Origin of the sequence: Mucilaginibacter rubeus, from assembly GCF_014643835.1 — a bacterium.
GTDB classification, from domain to species: domain Bacteria; phylum Bacteroidota; class Bacteroidia; order Sphingobacteriales; family Sphingobacteriaceae; genus Mucilaginibacter; species Mucilaginibacter rubeus.
On the sequence record NZ_BMKD01000004.1, the window covers coordinates 37,821 to 56,264 of the forward strand.

17 protein-coding genes are annotated in these 18,444 nt (G+C 43.6%); 13 read left to right on the forward strand and 4 right to left on the reverse strand.

Annotated features, from left to right (window positions below; all coding sequences use genetic code 11):
• Positions 1-27 precede the first annotated feature (27 nt).
• Positions 28-936, forward strand: coding sequence for a hypothetical protein (locus IEX80_RS14015; RefSeq protein ID WP_188833273.1), 909 nt, complete (start codon positions 28-30; stop codon positions 934-936).
• A gap of 333 nt (positions 937-1,269) precedes the next feature.
• Here the strand turns inward: IEX80_RS14015 and IEX80_RS14020 are convergent, their stop codons facing one another.
• Positions 1,270-3,486, reverse strand: coding sequence for a putative Ig domain-containing protein (locus IEX80_RS14020; protein WP_188833274.1), 2,217 nt, complete (start codon positions 3,484-3,486; stop codon positions 1,270-1,272).
• 298 nt (positions 3,487-3,784) lie between these two features.
• Between IEX80_RS14020 and IEX80_RS14025 the strand changes: the two genes are divergently transcribed.
• The 8 genes from IEX80_RS14025 to IEX80_RS14060 all read left to right on the forward strand — a co-directional run bounded on the left by IEX80_RS14025 (position 3,785) and on the right by IEX80_RS14060 (position 11,273).
• Positions 3,785-4,147 (forward strand): hypothetical protein, encoded by a 363-nt coding sequence (locus tag IEX80_RS14025; protein WP_090528316.1) that lies wholly within the window; start codon positions 3,785-3,787, stop codon positions 4,145-4,147.
• A gap of 111 nt (positions 4,148-4,258) precedes the next feature.
• Entirely contained in the window at positions 4,259-4,624 is a 366-nt protein-coding gene (locus IEX80_RS14030; protein WP_188833275.1) for a glycoside hydrolase, read from the forward strand.
• 380 nt (positions 4,625-5,004) lie between these two features.
• Positions 5,005-5,364 (forward strand): hypothetical protein, encoded by a 360-nt coding sequence (locus tag IEX80_RS14035; protein ID WP_188833276.1) that lies wholly within the window; start codon positions 5,005-5,007, stop codon positions 5,362-5,364.
• A gap of 157 nt (positions 5,365-5,521) precedes the next feature.
• A complete protein-coding gene (locus tag IEX80_RS14040; protein ID WP_091217873.1) occupies positions 5,522-5,893 on the forward strand; it encodes a hypothetical protein in 372 nt (123 codons plus the stop codon).
• A gap of 360 nt (positions 5,894-6,253) precedes the next feature.
• Entirely contained in the window at positions 6,254-8,608 is a 2,355-nt protein-coding gene (locus IEX80_RS14045) for a TonB-dependent receptor (RefSeq protein WP_188833277.1), read from the forward strand.
• A gap of 3 nt (positions 8,609-8,611) precedes the next feature.
• On the forward strand, positions 8,612-10,060 hold the full coding sequence (locus tag IEX80_RS14050; RefSeq protein WP_188833278.1) for a PepSY-associated transmembrane domain-containing protein: 1,449 nt from the start codon (positions 8,612-8,614) through the stop codon (positions 10,058-10,060).
• 3 nt (positions 10,061-10,063) lie between these two features.
• On the forward strand, positions 10,064-10,285 hold the full coding sequence (locus tag IEX80_RS14055) for a heavy metal-binding domain-containing protein (protein ID WP_188833279.1): 222 nt from the start codon (positions 10,064-10,066) through the stop codon (positions 10,283-10,285).
• Positions 10,286-10,979: 694 nt separating this feature from the next.
• Entirely contained in the window at positions 10,980-11,273 is a 294-nt protein-coding gene (locus tag IEX80_RS14060) for a hypothetical protein (RefSeq protein WP_091166807.1), read from the forward strand.
• A 13-nt stretch (positions 11,274-11,286) separates the two neighbouring features.
• Here the strand turns inward: IEX80_RS14060 and IEX80_RS14065 are convergent, their stop codons facing one another.
• Positions 11,287-12,525, reverse strand: coding sequence for a DUF3179 domain-containing (seleno)protein (locus IEX80_RS14065; protein ID WP_112653595.1), 1,239 nt, complete (start codon positions 12,523-12,525; stop codon positions 11,287-11,289).
• A gap of 126 nt (positions 12,526-12,651) precedes the next feature.
• Positions 12,652-13,410: an acetolactate decarboxylase gene (gene budA, locus IEX80_RS14070; RefSeq protein ID WP_188833280.1), complete on the reverse strand. Its 759-nt coding sequence runs from the start codon at positions 13,408-13,410 to the stop codon at positions 12,652-12,654.
• 173 nt (positions 13,411-13,583) lie between these two features.
• Here budA and IEX80_RS14075 point away from each other — a divergent pair, with 173 nt between their 5' ends.
• The 3 genes from IEX80_RS14075 (at position 13,584) to IEX80_RS14085 (ending at position 16,553) form a co-directional block, all read left to right on the forward strand.
• Positions 13,584-14,294 (forward strand): DsbA family oxidoreductase, encoded by a 711-nt coding sequence (locus IEX80_RS14075; protein WP_229701632.1) that lies wholly within the window; start codon positions 13,584-13,586, stop codon positions 14,292-14,294.
• Between the two features lie 121 nt (positions 14,295-14,415).
• On the forward strand, positions 14,416-15,123 hold the full coding sequence (locus IEX80_RS14080; protein WP_188833281.1) for a hypothetical protein: 708 nt from the start codon (positions 14,416-14,418) through the stop codon (positions 15,121-15,123).
• Positions 15,124-15,314: 191 nt separating this feature from the next.
• Positions 15,315-16,553: an MFS transporter gene (locus tag IEX80_RS14085; RefSeq protein WP_188833282.1), complete on the forward strand. Its 1,239-nt coding sequence runs from the start codon at positions 15,315-15,317 to the stop codon at positions 16,551-16,553.
• Here IEX80_RS14085 and IEX80_RS14090 read toward each other — a convergent pair.
• Positions 16,516-16,803, reverse strand: a complete 288-nt coding sequence (locus IEX80_RS14090) for a hypothetical protein (protein WP_188833283.1) — start codon at positions 16,801-16,803, stop codon at positions 16,516-16,518. The two genes, IEX80_RS14085 and IEX80_RS14090, sit on opposite strands and share 38 nt — an antisense overlap.
• 319 nt (positions 16,804-17,122) lie before the next feature.
• Here IEX80_RS14090 and nhaA point away from each other — a divergent pair, with 319 nt between their 5' ends.
• Positions 17,123-18,430, forward strand: coding sequence for a Na+/H+ antiporter NhaA (gene nhaA, locus IEX80_RS14095; RefSeq protein ID WP_188833284.1), 1,308 nt, complete (start codon positions 17,123-17,125; stop codon positions 18,428-18,430).
• The last annotated feature ends 14 nt before the right edge of the window (positions 18,431-18,444 follow it).

The following is an 18,444-nucleotide window of genomic DNA, read 5'->3' on the forward strand; positions in this document are numbered from 1 at the left end:
TTTGCGTTATTGTTTGCAAGAAACAGAATGAGCCGATCAAAAAAATTAAATATACTACTACCCATTGTATCCCTGCTTTTTATGGGGGCTTTTGCCAAGCACAGGCTGCTCGACAGGCAGGACATTACAGGCACCCTGAATGATAAAGAGATGGATGAAACGTCGGGTATTGCGGCATCGTCTATTAGTCCCGACACTTACTATGTACATAACGACAGCGGCGATACCAGCCGTTTTTTTGCTATAACAGCCGAAGGCAAACTTAAATCAACCATTTATTTTAAGGGAGACAGCACTCAAAAGCTGGGTGTACAGGATTGTGAAGATATTGATGTTGGTCCCGGACCGGAAAAAGGTAAAAGTTATGTTTATCTTGGCGATATAGGCGATAATAATCAAAACAGGCCATATATTACAGTTTACCGCATGGCCGAAAAAAAATCATGGGCTACAGGTGATAAGGCTATTACAAACACACAAGCTGTACGGGCAGATTTTAAATATCCGGATGGCCCCAAAGATGCGGAAACATTGATGATTGACCCCATAGGCAAACAATTGATCATTGTGAGCAAAAGGGGTGATACCGTTGCGGTTTACACCAGTCCGTTAAAATACCAGGCCAATACAACAACAGTATTAACCAAACGCTGCAAATTGTTCTTCGCGGGTTTTAAACCTTTTAAATGGATCACAGCCGGCGATATCTCTAAAGACGGGCAGCAGATCCTGCTAAAAAGTTACGACAAAGTTTACTACTGGCGCCGTCAGCATAACGAACCCATATGGGAAACCATGGTACGCAAGCCACGGGAACTTACCTACAAAGTTGAAAAACAGGGTGAAGCCATAGGCTTCCAACCCGATGGTAAAGGCTACTACACTACAAGTGAAGGAGTTTTTTCGCCGATATATCATTACGATGTGCCAAATTGATTTTCCCAACTACGTTATATAAAAATGGCCTTTATCGAATAGATATAGGCCATTTTTGCTATCAACATCCCATCAAGGTCTCTCGCAGAGGACCTTGATGTATACGCCATGCAGATTGATATATACGCCAGACCAGCTGTTCTAAATACCCAAACGCGGTGAACCTCAGGGTCCTCTGCGAGAGACCATGAGGGGACATGAAAATCAGCTAATCAAATAAAAAGCGTCATTGCGAGGTACGAAGCAATCCCAAACTATACAGGTGGCCCTGCTCATCGGGGATTGCTTCGTACCTCGCAACGACGCGTGTTTTTATCTCCCTATCCTAAATCCTTACATAACCCTAATAAGCTTTACGCCATGCGGTGGGATTTTGAAAGTGTATTTGTGGTTAACCGCTATCAGGTATTTCTGTTCCCAAACATCGCGGGCTTTGGTAAAGCCTTTTAACAACTTGTCATTAGCTTCCAGGTTAACAGTTTGATATTTATCAGATGTGTTAAAGAAACCTATTGCTTTTTCACCTTTGGTAAGCTCTTTTACCCAAATCTGCTGCTCATCTGTTTTAGAAGCCTGTCTTGCACCTTTGCCTAAGGCATCCTGGTCAATAGCCAGTACTTCATCATTCGTCAACAAGCTAAGCGTAAACCTGTCCAGGTGCCCCATATCGCAGCCGATTAACAGCGGCGCAGACAGCAGGCTCCATAAACTGATGTGGGTATACTGCTCATCATAGGTTAAACGGCTATTGTGCAGGCTTGGCCCCCAGCCTACTTTGCCTACAACCAGCATATCCGGATCATTAAAATGTCCCGGACCAGCGTAAGGCGAAGCAGGATCCTGGCTAAAGCCAATATCACTCATACTTCTCCAGGTATCCTGGATATCGCCGGTGGTACGCCAGCTGTTACCGCCGGTTTCGGCACCCCATTTCCAAACATCGCCCCAGCCGTACTGGCAAAAACTGAACATAATATCGCGGTTTACCTTATTTAAAGAGGTACGCATTACTTCGTATGGTTTCTTAAGTGCAGGCAGGTCGGGATGCGGTGGGGTAACTTCCGAGTAGGAGCACCAGTCATATTTCAAATAGTCAAAACCCCAGTCGGCATAAGTTTTGGCGTCCTGGTCTTCATGCTGCCAGCTGCCCAAAAAGCCGCCGCAGGTGCGCGGACCAGGCGATGAATAAATCCCGGTATGCAAGCCAAGGCTGTGTACATAATCGGTCAGCCCTTTCATATCCGGAAACTTGCTGTTAGCTACAATGGCGCCATCGGCAGCACGGTTTTCCGCCTCCCAGCCATCGTCGATATTGATATAGTTCCAGCCATAAGCACTTAATTTCTCCGACATTTCTTTAGCCGAGATCTTTACTTTTTCGTCATTAACACTTAATCCCCAGGCATTCCAGCTGTTCCAGCCGAGGGCTGGGGTAAGACCGATTTTATCGCCAATGCTAATCGTTAGTGTTTTGGTTTTATTGCCTAAGCTATTGGTAACCGTAAGCGTTACAGGATAATCTCCCTTTTGGTTTACTACACCCGAAATGATACCGGTTTTAGCATCAAGCGTTAAGCCCGCGGGCAAGCCCGCAGCTTTATAGGTAAGCGGCTTTTTACCGGTTGCCGGGATCAGATAAAGGAAAGGGTTACCCGGCCTTGCACCGTAAACATCGGCACCATTAATTTTTGGCCTGGGCGATGGGTAAGGTGTAAGCACATAAGGCGTGGTTTCGGTTTTAACAATCTCTTTACCCGATTTTTGATCTGTAAAAGTATAAGCTATGGTATACGATTTTTTTGCTAAGCGGGCTATCACAAACGAATAGGTAAAAGGCTTGCCGGTGGTAAAGTTTGCAGGGTTTGTTTTTTCGTAGATCACCGCGCCCGTTTCAGGATCGGTAACTTTAAAGGCCAAAGTACCCTGGTACTGGTATTTATTGGTCGTAATCAATTTAACTGATTTGGCCAGGCTGTTATTTTCCTGGAAAGTAAAATCGCCATCGGTATTAACTGTAACGTGATCCATTACATCGGCCATGGCAATAGAAAAATTATCGCCGTAAATACCACCATCTCCGCCGGTATCATAAATGCGGATGGCCAGCACATTTTCTTTATCCCACAAAATTGCCGGATCTGAAGCCGGGATACTATAAGTGCGCGGCCCGTAATGGCCATCTTTAATGGTTCCGCTGTGGCCGCCATATTTGGCGATAAGCCTTCCGTTTAAATACACCTCGTCATTATCATCAACGCTGGCCAGGCTTAAGCGGAGACTATCCTTTAAATAGGCTTTTTCCTTAAGCGATGATGGGATCACTACGTGGACACGGTACCAGCCGAAGCCATCGTAGTTGGGATGCCCCTGAGGCTCCCAGGAATGGGCAACATTAATGTTTTGCCAGTTTTGATCGTTAAAAGTTGGGGACGACCATTGGGCAGAATCACCCACGGCAAATTTCCAGCCTTTGTTAAGCTGAACATCCTGTGCAGAAGCGCCCAGATATGTACCACCCAACAATAGCAATGCGGTAAAAATTTTCTTCATTATTATAGGTTGTTTAAAAGTGAAAAGCGAAACAGGATTTCGCCCGGTTAGTATGCAGATTTAAAGGTACAATGATTTTGAATAATTGGAAATGTATCATTAACATTTATTTAGAGATAGTCAAAAAATGCCCCTAAATACAAGTGAAAGTAAAAAATTGAACCCGGCATTAATTACCAAGCCGTTATAGTACAATCTTTGTTCATAAACCGATAATACTGCCGACGGTAAATTTAATGTACAGTTTACGTTCTGGTTCAATATCGATTATACATTTACTGATAGAAAAACAACAGCTATGAAAAAGACTTTTTTAACCTTAGCCCTTGTAACAGTTTGTTTTGTAGCCTGCTTTGCAGCCCTTGCGGGAATTTCCGGAAAATGGGAAGGTAAGCTTGAAACAGAAACCGGAGAAGTTTACCCATTGCTTTATAATTTTCAGATTGATGGGAACAAACTAACTGGCACAGCCAAAACGCCTAAAGGCGATATGCCGATTGAAGATGGCAAAATAACCGGCGACAGTTTTAAATTTACCGTAAGCATCGAAGATATTCACATTGCCCATACAGGTAAATTCTATGGCGATTCGGTAGGTGTTGATATTGAAGCCAATGGCTCAAAAGTACATAGCACTTTAAAAAGAGCTCAACAACCTTAATTTCCTGATTTAAGAATTACATGATATTCAAATTCCACACCATAAAATATCATATAATCATTTCATCCTATAAATCAAGGTGCTTATATTTATAAACCAAAATTCAAATTTATGAAAAAAAAGATTTTTACTACTACACTATTGGTAAGCTGCTTTATGATATGTCTTGCAGCTATAGCTGATCTTAACGGCAAATGGGCCGGCAAATTAGTTACAAGCGACGGCCAGGAATACCCACTGCTTTATAATTTTAAGGTTGATGGCGATAAACTGACCGGCACAGCCTTAACTCCGGAAGGCGACGTTGACATTAAAGAAGGCAAAACCAATGGTACCGACTTTTCATTTACAGTAGCCACCAGCGGTATCACAATTCCGCATACAGGTAAATTCATGGGCGATTCGATTAGCGTTGAACTGGATATCAATGGCTCAAAAAGCAACTCGGTATTGAAAAGACCAGTTGATAAGAAATAATTTTCAAATATTATCGTCATGCTGAACTTGTTTCAGCACCCCACTTGCTAAGCGACCTTGCATGGTCTGCCTGTTTCGTGGGGTGCTGAAACAAGTTACTCATGACAACTTAAAACGGGTGTCATGCTGAGCCCGTCGAAGCATGGTGGGCAGGGCCTCTGCGCGCGAGTCTTCGACGGGCTCAGACTGACAGACCCTCTTTTGTCATTTCCCCTTCACAGGCCTCCGGATTTAAACGCTCAGGATGACATTTTCTAAAATAAAAAAGAAAAAACCTTACCCGTCCGGTAAGGTTTTTCTTTTTTTTAAACTTAAAGGCAACAAAATTGTATATAGTTTAAAATTACTGCTTATAGGCATCTGCTTAAACTATATCAACAATGAAAAAAGAGTTCCTGGTGATCAGTGCGTTTGTTATTATTACCGCTTTCAGTTTTATTTCGATGGCCGATATTAACGGCAGATGGATAGGTTCGTTAGCGCTTCCGGGCGATGATCATTTTCCCTTAAGCTACACTTTTAAGGTAGACAGTGGCAAGCTTACCGGCACTGCCCACGCGCCACAAGGGGATGTGGCTATTACCGACGGCATGATCAACGGCGATAATTTCTCTTTCAGTATTCCGGTGCCGGGAGGCAGTTCGCCCCATACGGGTAAAGTTTATCAGGATTCCATTGGTATGGACCTGGTTTACAAAGGCCAGCACCTGCATGCTACGCTGAAAAGGGACAAGTCTTGAGTCGAAAGTTCTAAGTCTTTAGTCTGATGCTTTTAGATTTTGAACTTTAACTCAAGACTTAAAAAAAACCGAGACTTCCGACTTAGAACTTGCGACTTAAGACTACCGACTTTTAACTAAAGTTGCTTATTAAACCCACAGGGCGTACCTTTGCGCCATGCTGCAACGTATTACAGCCTATTTACTCATCTTTTCACTGATCACGGTCAACTTCTCGCGTTTTTTTATTTTCGCGGGTTTTGAACTGAACAGGAATTACATTGCCACCAAGCTTTGCGAAAACAGGAACAAACCCTGGCTCCATTGCGATGGCAAATGCTACTTCGCGAAAAAGATCAAACAGGCAGAGGACAAGCAGGCCAGCGACGAAAGGCAGTCGCAAAAGAGCCTCTTTCAGGAGGTTTATGTCATCAGCTCAACTGATGTTAAATTCCACTCCAGCCTGTTGCAGGTTATTTCAACCCCTTACACCCCCACCGTACCGGCCGATCGCCCGGCTACGATATTCCAGCCTCCGCAGTTAGGATAATCATTTCATTTTTATTGGTTTTTGATTGATGGTGTAGGATAGCTATATCAGTTGTATAACTACAACCTTGTAATTACGTGCTAAAAAACCATCAAAAGAAGGTTAAATGACATTGGGTGCGGAGGGATTGTCATCCTGAGCCTGTCGAAGGACGCGCGCAGAGGCCCCCCCACCATGCTTCGACGAGCTCAGCATGACACCCGTTTTTAAGTACTTCGTTCCTCGGCGTGACATACGTTTTTTGACCAATCATCGGCAAAAAGTAATGGCAGGCAGAAGCTACAATCCATTCCCATCAATCGCTCCACACCCTACCCTACCCATTTTTACACCGGGAGGCAACTCCCGTAATACTACATAATGAAACGATATTTAATCCTACTTATAACTTTTATACTCGTTAAAACCCTGGCTCACGGCCAAAACATACAGGGCACCATAACAGATGCCAATACTCACGAAGCCATCGCGGGTGCATCAATTTGTAATGCCGATGCTAAAACCGGCGAAAAACTGGGCATGACTAACGCCAAAGGGCACTTTAGCATCAATGCACAAGACGTTAACCGGCTTAAATTTGCCATGGTTGGTTACAGCGCGCACATTATTGAAGTATCTGCCATAAAAGGCCAAAAACTTGACGTTGCCTTAGAGCCTTCAACTGTGGACCTGCAACCTGTAGTGGTAACCGCCAGCCGCGAGGGCCAGGCCAGGCAGGACGCCCCCATCGCCATCAGTAAAATCAATTCTACCCAAATTAAGGATACCAAAGCCACTGCCCTTTATCAATTGCTGAACAAGGTTGCAGGTGTTTACATGGTGAACCTGGGTAACGAACAGCATACCATGGCTATTCGTCAGCCTATAACTTACAATGCACTTTACCTGTATATGGAAGATGGCGTACCTATCCGCCCAACAGGCATCTTCAACCATAACTCGCTGTATGAGATCAACATGTCGGGCGTTAAGGATATCGAAGTGATTAAAGGACCAGCATCATCGCTTTACGGCAGTAACTCCATTGGTGGCGCGGTTAACTTTATTACCCAGGGACCGCCTACAGGCTACGCCGGCAATGTTTCTGTTCAGGGAGATAATTACCATTACCGCCGCGTGGATGCCGATGGTGGTTTCACACAAGGCAAATTTGGTTTATACGTTGGCGGTTATATAGCCCATCAGGCAGATAGCTGGCAGGACTATTCTGATTTTGATAAGTACTCGGCCAATTTTAAAACTACCTATGATTTCAGTACCAAAACAAAGCTTACCACTTCAGCTGCCTATAATTACCTCAACACCCAAACTCCGGGTAGTTTGGACAGCGCCCGGTTTTATGACCGCAGCTATGGCTCCAACCAACGTTTCACCTATCGCAAGGTAAAATCGTTTCGTGTCGGCACCCGCCTGGATCATCAGTGGAGTGATAAGAACAGCACATTTGTAACGCTCTTCTTTCGCAATAACTCCACAGCACAATTACCAAGCTATTATATTTCCGATGTTCGCGACGTTAATGGCGTTTACAAAAGCAGCAACGGCCAGGTAAACGATCAAAAATTCAACAGCTATGGCTTACTGGCACAGCACCGGGTTGATTTTGATTTCCTGCATTCGAGGCTGATTGGCGGTGTTTATATGGATGATAGCCCGAGTTCATATTATGCCCAATATCTTGATATCACCAAAGATGTAGCCAACAACTACTACACCGGTTTCAGTAATACCGGCAGGTACATTGATAATTACAAGATCAAGTTGTTTAACACAGCGGCTTATGTCCAGTATGAAGTCAAGCCTACGGAAGCATTAAGAATTGTAGGCGGTTTACGTTATGACAGGGTTCATTACAATTTCGATAATGAGATCCCGGCCGGACAAACCAAGTATAAACAACAGGAAACCAACAATTTTAATATCGTTGCTCCCAAATTGGGCATCACCTATAACTTTGGCAATAACAAAGGTATTTACGCCAACTATAGCGTAGGTTTCCAACCACCAGAGACAGGTGATTTGTACAGTTCACGTCAGCTTACCCAGCTTAAACAGGCCACTTTTGATAATTACGAAGCCGGTGGCTGGTTTTCCGCTTTTAACAAAAAGCTATATTTTGAGCTGAGTGTGTTTGATTTAGAAGGCCATAACGAAATCATTAACCAACTTCTGCCGGATAACACTACCCAGAACCAAAACGCAGGCGCAACACGTCACCGGGGGGTTGAATACTCGCTTACTGTGGCCCCGGTTAAAGAGCTTACCTTCAGGTTTAGCGGTACCAATGCCAAACACACCTATGTGGAATACAGTGAAGTGACCACCAATTACACCACTGGTACCAACACGGTTACCAACTATGATGGCAAACGCATGAACAACGCGCCGGCCTGGGTTGCCAACTCCGAGCTCAGCTACAAGCCGCAATACCTGCCCGGCTTCAGGATAGCAACAGAGTGGCAGCACATCAATCAATACTACACCAACCCTGCCAATACCAAAACCTATTCAGGTTATGATATTTACAACCTGCGCCTGGGTTATGATGTAAAAAGCAGCGTATTAAAAGGCGCGGGCATCTGGTTCAATGTGCTTAATTTAACCAATGAGCTTTACGCTACAACAGTAACCAGCAGCCAGTACGGCGATACTTATAATGCCGCGCCGCCACGTACTTACACCCTGGGCATCAGTTATTCATTTTCAAAATATTGATCAATGGCATCTGCAACAGTAAAAAGCAATTTTTATAAATGGCACCGGGTGCTGGGTTTAACGGCCCTCATCCCGGTGATCTTCTGGACATTGAGCGGTCTTTCACACCCGTTCATGTCAAACTGGTTCCGGCCGTCAATAGCCGAAGAGGTATTCAAGCCTTTATTACAAAGCCGGATGAAACCGGTGCTCAGCATTCAGCAGGTATTGGATAAAAATAACATTTCCGTTATCAGGAACTTCGGACTGGTTAATTTCAATCACAACACTTATTACCAGGTGCTGGATAAAGATAGCGTGTACAATTACTACTCAGCCAATGATGGGGTATTGTTAAAAAATGGGGATAAGCTATATGCCACTTATCTTGCCCGCTATTTTACGCAGGATTCGACATCTAACATTAAAAAGATCGATCTGCAAACAACGTTTGATGGGCAATACCAGCCCATCAATCACCTTTTGCCTGTTTGGAAGATTAGCTTTGACCGTCCCGATGGCATGAATATTTATATTGAAACCAGTCAGAGCCGCATGGGGACATTTAATAACAATATCCGCAAAGCTTTCCTTTGGCTGTTTGAACAGTTCCATACCTGGCAGTTTTTGGCTGATATCGGCGGCGATACTTTCCGTAATGTAATATTACTCATCATCATGACGGTAATGCTGTTAGCCCTTATCAGCGGCTTAGCCGTTTATGGTTTAATGTGGAAGAAGTTTAAATTCGTAACTCAAAAGCGAAAAGAAAATGGCGGTGAGGACAAGCGCATCGTTCATCGTTATCACCGGCAGATAGGGCTTATTGTTTCGTTTGTGATGTTTACTTTTGTGATCAGCGGGGCTTTTCACCTTGCCGTAAAACTGCACAATACCGAAACACCAAAGCCTGATTATGGGCAGGTGATCAACAGGAAACAGTTGGCTATCTCCAACCTTCAGCTTCCTGTTGCCGATAGTATCATCAAGAGGATAGCCGTGGTCAGCTTTAATGGCAACAGCTATTACCAGGTAACTGATAATAAAAAGCAGATCTCCTACTTCAACACCTTAACCGGCAAAGAACAAATTAATGGAGATGAGAATTATGCCCGTTTTTTAAGTAACTATTACCATACCAACCTTGATGCTGATAAATTTTATGGCAGGGTAAAAGTTAACCAGGTAAAGCAGTTTGATAACGAGTACGGTTTCATTAACAAACGCCTGCCGGTTGAAAGGGTAAATTATGCCGACGGCAGCAATTGGTACATTGAAACTACCTCATCAAAACTGGCTGCAAAAGTTGCAGGAATTGACAGAGCCGAAGGGCTTTCTTTTATATTTTTACACAAGTATTTCGGCATGACCTGGGCGGGTAAGGATATCCGCGATATAGTGAGTATGCTGGCCGCCTTAGGTGTGCTGGTAGTATCGTTATTCGGGTTGGCCTCATTCATCAAAAACAAATAATCAATGAAAAAAAGCTTTATCATTTTAGCCTTAGCCGGCCTTACCCTTGGCGCCTGCAACAGTGCGGTTAAAAGCAACGGCAAAACCGACAGTACCTCAACCGTAAAGAAAAAAGGCAAATACACCTGCACCATGCACCCCGATCTTACCTTTGATAAACCCGGCACCTGCCCTAAATGCGGTATGGCCCTGGTTGAAAGAGATACTACGGAGGATAAGAAATAATCGTTTTATAATTCTGTCTCCGCCCCTTCATTACAAGGAAACACCGGGGAAACCCGGAAAAAAAATGGGTAATGATGTATAAAACACATTTTACAGACGGTGCGGGGGGGCGTTAGTGATAGGAGCGGATACCGGCCTTGTGGCTAATGCCTGTGCAGTATGAGCGTATAGCACGGGCCGCAGGCAACGCCCATATTTATAATATCGATCAAAAAAATATATTTAATAACCAACAACTTACAATCACGTCATTATAAGATAACGAAGCAATCCCCAGGTAGCAGAGCGGCTATGCACATCCGCCCTGTAAAGTCGGGGATTGCTTCGTTCCTACCCATGACGACTTAAAAAAGGGGTGTCATACTGAGCCCGTCGAAGTATGGCGGGCAGGGCCTCTGCGCACGAGTCTTCGACAAGCTCAGACTGACAGGCCCTCTTTTGTCATTTCACCTTCAAAGGCCTTCGGATTTAACACTCAGACTGACAAGTCCCTCTTTGTCATCTAACCTTCAGAGTCCATGGATTTAATCATTCGCAATGACGCTTTTTTTGTTTCGCTATCTTGCACACACTGAAAACATGCTCAATTTCTATCCGTAACAATTACCTCTTCCACCCGTCTCATACTTACAAACAATACAACTTATATCCTGTTATACCCCCTGTTACAAATAAATCACTAATTTTGGCGCTGATGAAAAAGGTGGAAGTATTAAAAATGATTGACCTGGTTGAAGAGATCAAGAAACTTGATGATCTCATACAACAAAGCCGTAAGAAAAAAACTTCTGACTTTGTGATCAACCAGTATGAGGCAAAAAAACTTAAGCTCATTGGTTCAACCATCACTGAACTGGCTTCCGCTCCCATTCAATCCATCGAAAGCTACCAGCTTATTCAAAAGATCCTGAATAAGTATTACCCCAACATTTCTGAAGACGCTCTGCTTAATGACGATGACATCAGCAAAATAGCAACCGCTATTTAATTAAAGCCGCTTGTTAAAAAGGCGGGTAAATGGATGCCGTTTGCTCCAGCGATTCATCGCCTTTCCAAAACACGGTACCGGGATGAAAATGTTTCCATGAGTGCCAGTATTCCTGGTAGGCCTGAATTTTAGCAAGGCGCTGCCCTTTTTGCGTACCGGTTAAGCATAGGCCGTCCCAATCCCAAACCGAAGCGGTTTCCTCGTCTGTAAGCATACCTTTATCATCCAGTTTAAAGTGCAGGGTTTTACCGCTTACTGATGTATTCCAGGCATGATAGCTGAGGCTATCTTTTTCAATGCCAATAAGCAGTGAACTTTTGTTCAACTCATCATTCAGCAGACGTTTGGCGTACATGTGGCGCCAGTCATAAGCTTTGGCTTTGCCGTTTATGATCACACCAATTACCCAGCTTTTACGCATCAGGGAGTCTTTGTTTTTTATAGTGCTGTCACGATCGATAGCTTGCACACGGTCGTAGTTTTTCAGGTCGGCATAATCTGCGGTGTATAGCCTGTCGGGTTGTAAAATGAGTGTTTCGGGATGTTTCTGTAACCAGGCCGCGAGGGTTAATTGTTCATAAGGCAGCTCGGTTAATTGTTTTCCTTTCAGCTCCCCAACAGCCGCGTTACCGGTAGCCTGGTACCACCAGGTTTTAGTGTTTTCATCTTCAATTATGGCATTATAGTGCCTTGCCCCCACCAGCCTGAAGTTTTGCCTTACACCGTTTATAACCGGACTGTAAACCCTGCCTGTACGGCACATGGTGCAATAGGTAACCAAAACAGGTTTATTGCCTACATCGTCCTGCAGTTTATGATGATAGCCCAGGTAGATGAGCGGATAAGCTTTGGCGACACCGTTGTTTACAACACCTACTACCAGGTAGCTTAACGGCACCCTGTTTTTTAATCCATTGGCAAAAACAGCTTTTGTGGTTTCTTTAAACATGGTTTCGGCCTTATACATATAATCGGTTATGTAAAAGCTGCCTATACAAAGTACAAAAACAGCGGCTTTAACAGCCTTTTGTTTAAAGGTATTTTTAGCGTAGAATTTAAATAAGTACCAAACAATGAATAGCAAGCCAATCAAACGCAGCGGCATGATCACCTTTTCGAGATAGTAACACAGGGTTATGGCATTCAGATCCTGGCTGCCCGGAAATGGCATGAGCAGGTAAGCATGAATAAGGCCGGGTACCACCAGTAAAATGATACCTATCCAGAATATTTTAGCACTGTTCCATCTCATGCTTATTCAATAAATCCTCAGCATTGGGCTGTTACCTCAATAAGTTTATAATTGGTTTATAATTTCCTAATTTATAAAAATTTACATATTACAAAAAATTATCGTCCAAATAAAAACGATCAGTCATTATTGCTTTTTTCCATTCTCCACGCTTTTGATCTCTTCCTTACGGTCTTTCTTAAAGTCAAAGCTGTTAAATTCCGGCGTTTGCGGCAGGTCAATGGTATAACTTGTCAACGTTTCAACTTCAATGGTGATATCATCTGCAAGCAAATCAATGATATGGCCACCACCGGTTTTATCATCAGATAAAAAATGAAAATGGTAACCGCTGATATGCGCTCCTTCCATCAGTGCGGGGATCTTAAAACCTATGAAATCGCCTTTGATGTTCTTAAAATCAAAAAAATGCTGCCTGTCAAGCATCGCCGCCAAGGGTAAATAAGGTTTATCAACCGGCGGGAAAGCCCTTGTTTTAACCGTACTAAAATTTCCTTTGATGTGGATAGCGTAGATCCCGTTCTGGTTGGTTAAGATACTGTCGAGGTAGCTAAACAGTGCCGATTTAGATAAAGGCTTATTACACTTATATCTTTTTTCGGCATGAAAAAAGCAAACCACAGCATAAGGGGTTTTGCCGGTATCGGCAAGTTGGGTTGTTTTACCCGTTGACTGGGTTTGATAAAGTTTGCCGTTAAACACCATGAGCTCACCATCAAGCTTGCCCGGGGCGCCCAAACCAAAATCGCCATGTTGCTTTAATTGTTTATATGGATAATAGGAATCATACAAGCCGCCGATAAAACCTGCCGCGTAACCTGCACTGAATAAATTTTTATCAGCTACTTTTTGTTGTGCCGATGTTTTAAGGCATGTAAAGATCATTAAGAGCAAAAAGCATCTCAGGCATAAATTCTTCATGAGGGGAACGTGTTTTTAAAGCCATAAAAGTAGTTCAAAAATCACTCTGGCATCTAACAAAGCCTGTTAAATTTTACTTTGCCCTTACGGGGTTAAGAATTACAGGCCTTAAATTTGTTTAAACATTTAAAATGGAAATGATGAAAGTAGAAATATGGTCGGATGTGATGTGCCCGTTTTGTTATATAGGCAAACGCAGGTTCGAGGAAGCACTGGCCGGCTTTGAAGGCAAAGAACAAATTGAGATAGAATGGAAAAGCTTTCAGCTAAATCCCGATCTTAAAACCAATCCCAATATCAGCATTAACCAGTATCTGGCCGATATAAAAGGATGGACGCTTGATCATGCCGAACAGATGAACGAGCATGTTACCCAAATGGCGGCGCAAGCCGGCCTTACCTATAATTTCAGCAAATCGGTTGTAGCTAATAGTTTTAACGCGCACAGGTTAGCTCATCTGGCCAAAAAACATGGATTGGGAGACGCTGCCGAAGAAGCTTTGTTCAGGGCATATTTTACTGAAGGCCGTAATATTGATGATACCGAAACCCTTATTGAAATGGGTACGGCGATTGGCCTGAACGCTGAAGAAATTAAACAAACGCTTGAAAGCGACACCTACGCCGACGATGTAAAACATGATATTGCCGAGGCTCAATATTTAGGTGTACGCGGTGTTCCGTTTTTTGTAATGAACCGCAAATATGCCGTATCAGGGGCACAGGAGGTGGCCGTATTTAAAGATACCCTTGCAAAAGCCTTTACCGGCTGGCAGGAAGAAAACCCCAAACCAGCATTTGATACGATCGAAGGTGAATCATGCAGCCCCGATGGCGACTGTAAATAATTAAAAAAATTGTAAACTTTTCTTAACATTATTTGTATCAAATAGTTTTTCTCCTACGTACAAAGAGCTAAAATACTTATATTTAAACCGTTAAAACCATAAACTATCACTCTTTGTATATATGAAAAAAATTTACTGTAAAGTAATTACCCTTCTTTTAATAGCAGCTTCGGTAAGTAGCTGCAAACTTGACCCACCGCTCGGGCCGGATAAAGAAACAAAAACAATTGCCGTTGTCCCTACTACAAATACAGGAACAGGGACAGGGACTGGAACCGGGACGGGTACAGGAACTGGTACGGGAACGGGAACTGGTACAGGCACCGGGACGGGTACAGGTACAGGAACTGGGACGGGTACAGGCACCGGAACGGGGACAGGTACCGGGACGGGCACAGGGACTGGAACAGGAACCAGCACTGCCGACGATGGATCTGATTACCCGGCTACTTCCCAAGGAACCATCTCCTACCAGGTTGATGGAGGTGCCAAGGTTGTAAAGAGCGGCCCTATGCTTACATCTATCGATCAAAGTCCGATATCTACTACCGGAACTACTATGGTTTCGTACATCAATGGTAATGGTTCGGATATATTTCAGTTAGGAGCCAATACAGTGGTCGCAGGCACCTATGATCTAATAGATTTGAATGTTAATTTGGGTACAAATATAGATGCTACTTTTTTGGGTGGCAAAGTTAAGTTTACAACGTTAAATCATTCAAGCACAAGCAAAGGAAATGCAGTAGGTACTTTCAGGGCTGAGTTTAAAAACCTGAATACTGGTATATCATATGTCGTTGTTGGCTCCTTCAATGTAAAAACTTAACAATATAAAACAAGATTATAGAAGCGTTCGCTTTCAGTCAATTACAGGCTAAGCGAGCGCTTTTCCATTTATATAGCGTTTAATTCACGTAAAAGTAAAAAACGATTTAGCTTATTAAAAGTACAATTAATTGCCTTATATTTGTGGCAATTAACCATAGTGTCATTTAGACACTATGGCAATGCTAAAACATGAACAATATCGCACAAAAAACAGATACCATTAACAAACTAACGCTCCGCATTGCCGTGGGTGCTATGTTTTTTATGGCGGGGTTAAGTTTCTCCAGCTGGGCATCGCGTATTGCTACTGTTCAGCAAAATTTAGGTTTATCAGATGCCGGTTTGGGTGCCGTGTTATTCGCCCTGCCGGTTGGCCTCATGTGTTCCCTGCCTTTTTCGGGCTGGATCATCACCAAAATAGGCAGTAAAAAACTCGTTATCGCCGCGCTATTGGTTTACGCTGCCGCATTGGTAAGTTTAGGCCTCGCACAAAATACGTTTCAGCTTATCATCTGCCTGCTATGCTTCGGCTTTGCAAGCAATTCTGTAAACATTGCGGTAAACACGCAGGCAGTAGCTACCGAGCAGCTTTACCAAAGACCAATTATGGCATTTTTTCACGGACTGTGGAGCCTGGCCGGTTTTACCGGAGCAGGTATAGGCACGTTCATGATAGCCAACGGCATTATCCCTTTTCATCATTTTTCGTTAATGCTGATCGTGATAGCGATTGGCGTGGCCGTAGCTGCCCGTTACCTGAAAGATGATAAAGTAACCGACTCCGGGCCTGTGTTTGTAATGCCTGATAAATCGCTCATCAAATTAGGTATCATAGCCTTTTGTTCGATGATTTGCGAAGGCGCCATGTTCGACTGGAGCGTGATCTACTTCAAAAAAGTGGTACTGGCCCCCGAGGCGTTGGTTGGCATAGGCTTTACTACATTCATGTTCACCATGGCAGGCGGCCGTTTTGTGGCCGATTGGTTTGCTCACAAATTTGGCTTAAAACGCACTTTGCAGGTTAGCGGATCACTGACCGCGACAGGCCTGTTAATAGCGGTAGCTTTCCCTTATGTTTATACAGCCATGGCCGGTTTTTTACTGGTCGGTGCAGGTGTATCATCTGTAGTGCCAATGGTATACAGCGCTGCCGGTAAATCAAAAACCATGTCGCCGGGCGTTGCACTGGCGGCAGTATCAACTATTGGTTTTATGGGTTTTTTAGTCGGTCCGCCGGTTATCGGTTTTATAGCAGGAATTGCTACCCTCAGGGCCTCTTTTATCCTGATTGCCTGTATGGGAATTTCGGTAGTAGTGGTATCAACAATGGCCAAAATTGATTCGGACAATACCAAAGAGGAATTACCTAACGAAACAACAACCGTTGATTTTACCCCTCCTGTTCCAAATCCGCAGCAGCAGGATTAAGCAGGTATTCAAACTGCTCGTACCCGTTGTGAAAAATAAACTTCAGCCTTTCCTTCGGTAAATTAATATCTAAAGCCATCAGCGCAAGTGTTTCGGGCAGGTTATCCCTTATCAGTTTAAGATCCGTAACATGCGGCATTTCCACAAAAATATCATCACCCTGCGGCTTGATCTCCCAACCATTTAAATGAGCGTTTTTCAATGTACTTATCCATTTTTGCTGATAGTTATTCATAATATCCAGTTTCATTGATAAATGTTTTATGGCCGGGTTTTGTTTTAAATGGATGTAATCGACAGGCAGGGAAATCGCGTTTAAAATAATTCGATTTGTTTTACTAATCTCATACTGAAAAACTTCTACACAAATGCTTTGCAGCGCTCCACAATTAATCGAATTACACGAATCTTAAATTGATTCAATTCGTGTAATTCGATTAATCCGTAAAAATTAGTGTGAAAATTTTTCATTTATTGTTTTTCAATCCGCATGTGGTTAAAAGCGATTTCCCTGAATCGACAGGTTGTGTCACCCAAAAATCAAACTTAATTCCTTATTTTAGGCATCTATGAAACAAAGCTACCCTATTGATAAAATCACGCAGCCGGTAAGCAAATTCATAAACCAGGAACATACCGGCGGCATAGTGCTTTTTATCAGCGTGATCGTGGCTATCGTATGGGTAAACTCGCCTTTTCAGCACAGTTACCACCAACTTTGGGACCTTAAACTATCGCTCGGTTTTGATAAATATGTTTTAAACCATCCGCTGCACCTTTGGATCAACGACGGCCTTATGGCTTTATTTTTCTTTGTGATAGGCCTCGAGTTGAAACGCGAGTTTATGGCCGGCGAACTATCCTCTGTAAAAAAGGCTTCGCTCCCCATGTTTGCCGCATTGGGCGGAATGCTGGTGCCCGCTTTCATCTTTTTCCTTTTTAATACAGGTAAGCCATCAGCCCATGGCTGGGGAATTCCGATGGCTACAGATATAGCCTTCGCGCTGGCTTTACTATCTATGGCGGGCAAACATATTCCATCCTCTGTAAAAGTTTTCCTGTCGGCATTGGCCGTTGCTGATGACCTTGGCGCTGTTTTAGTTATTGCTCTTTTTTATAGCAGCCACATAGCGCTTGTACCGCTTACTGTTGGGGTTTGGCTGTTGGTACTTTTACTTATCGGCAATAAAATGGGGATCAGGAGTACCGCTTTTTATTTGATCATAGGCTTCGCTGTTTGGATAGCTTTTTTACTTTCAGGCGTCCACGCAACCATCGCGGGTGTGTTGGTGGCTTTTACTATTCCCGCACGTACCCGCATCAGTGAGATCAGTTACACCCAATCTGTAAAGCAATACCTTACCGATTTTGAAAACGAGCAGCCAAACAACAGCACACTTATAACGCCCGGACAGCACCACATTATTGATAAAATAAAAAAGCTGAGCCTTGACGCCGAAACACCGCTGCAAAAAATTGAACACATCCTGCACCCCTGGGTAGCTTTCGTCATCATGCCGCTTTTTGCTTTGGCTAATGCCGGGATTATTGTTAGCCATGACTTTTTCTCGTCACTGGCCAACCCTGTTAGCATGGGCGTGGCTATAGGCCTGGTTGCCGGCAAGTTTACAGGTGTATTGCTCTTTACCTGGCTCATGGTAAAATTTGGCGCACAATTACCCGCAGGCTCATCCTGGAAACAAATGACAGGTGTGGCTTTGCTTGCAGGCGTAGGTTTTACCATGTCCCTTTTTATATCGGCACTGGCCTTTGATCATGCCGAAATGATTGACCAGGCCAAATATGGGATCCTGTTAGCCTCTTTGCTGGCCGGGATATCGGGGGTAGCTGTTTTAAGCAAAAAGCCGAAGGCTTAAAGCATAAAGCCAAA

Excerpts from the sequence above, each read along its gene's own strand:
- IEX80_RS14035 (WP_188833276.1), top strand. The coding sequence starts at position 5,005 with ATGAAAAAAGAGTTCCTGGTGATCAGTGCGTTTGTTATTATTACCGCT.
- IEX80_RS14060 (WP_091166807.1), top strand. The coding sequence starts at position 10,980 with ATGAAAAAGGTGGAAGTATTAAAAATGATTGACCTGGTTGAAGAGATC.
- IEX80_RS14085 (WP_188833282.1), top strand. The coding sequence starts at position 15,315 with ATGAACAATATCGCACAAAAAACAGATACCATTAACAAACTAACGCTC.
- nhaA (WP_188833284.1), top strand. The coding sequence starts at position 17,123 with ATGAAACAAAGCTACCCTATTGATAAAATCACGCAGCCGGTAAGCAAA.
- budA (WP_188833280.1), bottom strand. The coding sequence starts at position 13,410 with ATGATCTTTACATGCCTTAAAACATCGGCACAACAAAAAGTAGCTGAT.
- IEX80_RS14080 (WP_188833281.1), top strand. The coding sequence starts at position 14,416 with ATGAAAAAAATTTACTGTAAAGTAATTACCCTTCTTTTAATAGCAGCT.
- IEX80_RS14025 (WP_090528316.1), top strand. The coding sequence starts at position 3,785 with ATGAAAAAGACTTTTTTAACCTTAGCCCTTGTAACAGTTTGTTTTGTA.
- IEX80_RS14050 (WP_188833278.1), top strand. The coding sequence starts at position 8,612 with ATGGCATCTGCAACAGTAAAAAGCAATTTTTATAAATGGCACCGGGTG.
- IEX80_RS14040 (WP_091217873.1), top strand. The coding sequence starts at position 5,522 with ATGCTGCAACGTATTACAGCCTATTTACTCATCTTTTCACTGATCACG.
- IEX80_RS14090 (WP_188833283.1), bottom strand. The coding sequence starts at position 16,803 with ATGAAACTGGATATTATGAATAACTATCAGCAAAAATGGATAAGTACA.
- IEX80_RS14075 (WP_229701632.1), top strand. The coding sequence starts at position 13,584 with ATGATGAAAGTAGAAATATGGTCGGATGTGATGTGCCCGTTTTGTTAT.
- IEX80_RS14015 (WP_188833273.1), top strand. The coding sequence starts at position 28 with ATGAGCCGATCAAAAAAATTAAATATACTACTACCCATTGTATCCCTG.
- IEX80_RS14030 (WP_188833275.1), top strand. The coding sequence starts at position 4,259 with ATGAAAAAAAAGATTTTTACTACTACACTATTGGTAAGCTGCTTTATG.
- IEX80_RS14055 (WP_188833279.1), top strand. The coding sequence starts at position 10,064 with ATGAAAAAAAGCTTTATCATTTTAGCCTTAGCCGGCCTTACCCTTGGC.
- IEX80_RS14045 (WP_188833277.1), top strand. The coding sequence starts at position 6,254 with ATGAAACGATATTTAATCCTACTTATAACTTTTATACTCGTTAAAACC.
- IEX80_RS14020 (WP_188833274.1), bottom strand. The coding sequence starts at position 3,486 with ATGAAGAAAATTTTTACCGCATTGCTATTGTTGGGTGGTACATATCTG.
- IEX80_RS14065 (WP_112653595.1), bottom strand. The coding sequence starts at position 12,525 with ATGAGATGGAACAGTGCTAAAATATTCTGGATAGGTATCATTTTACTG.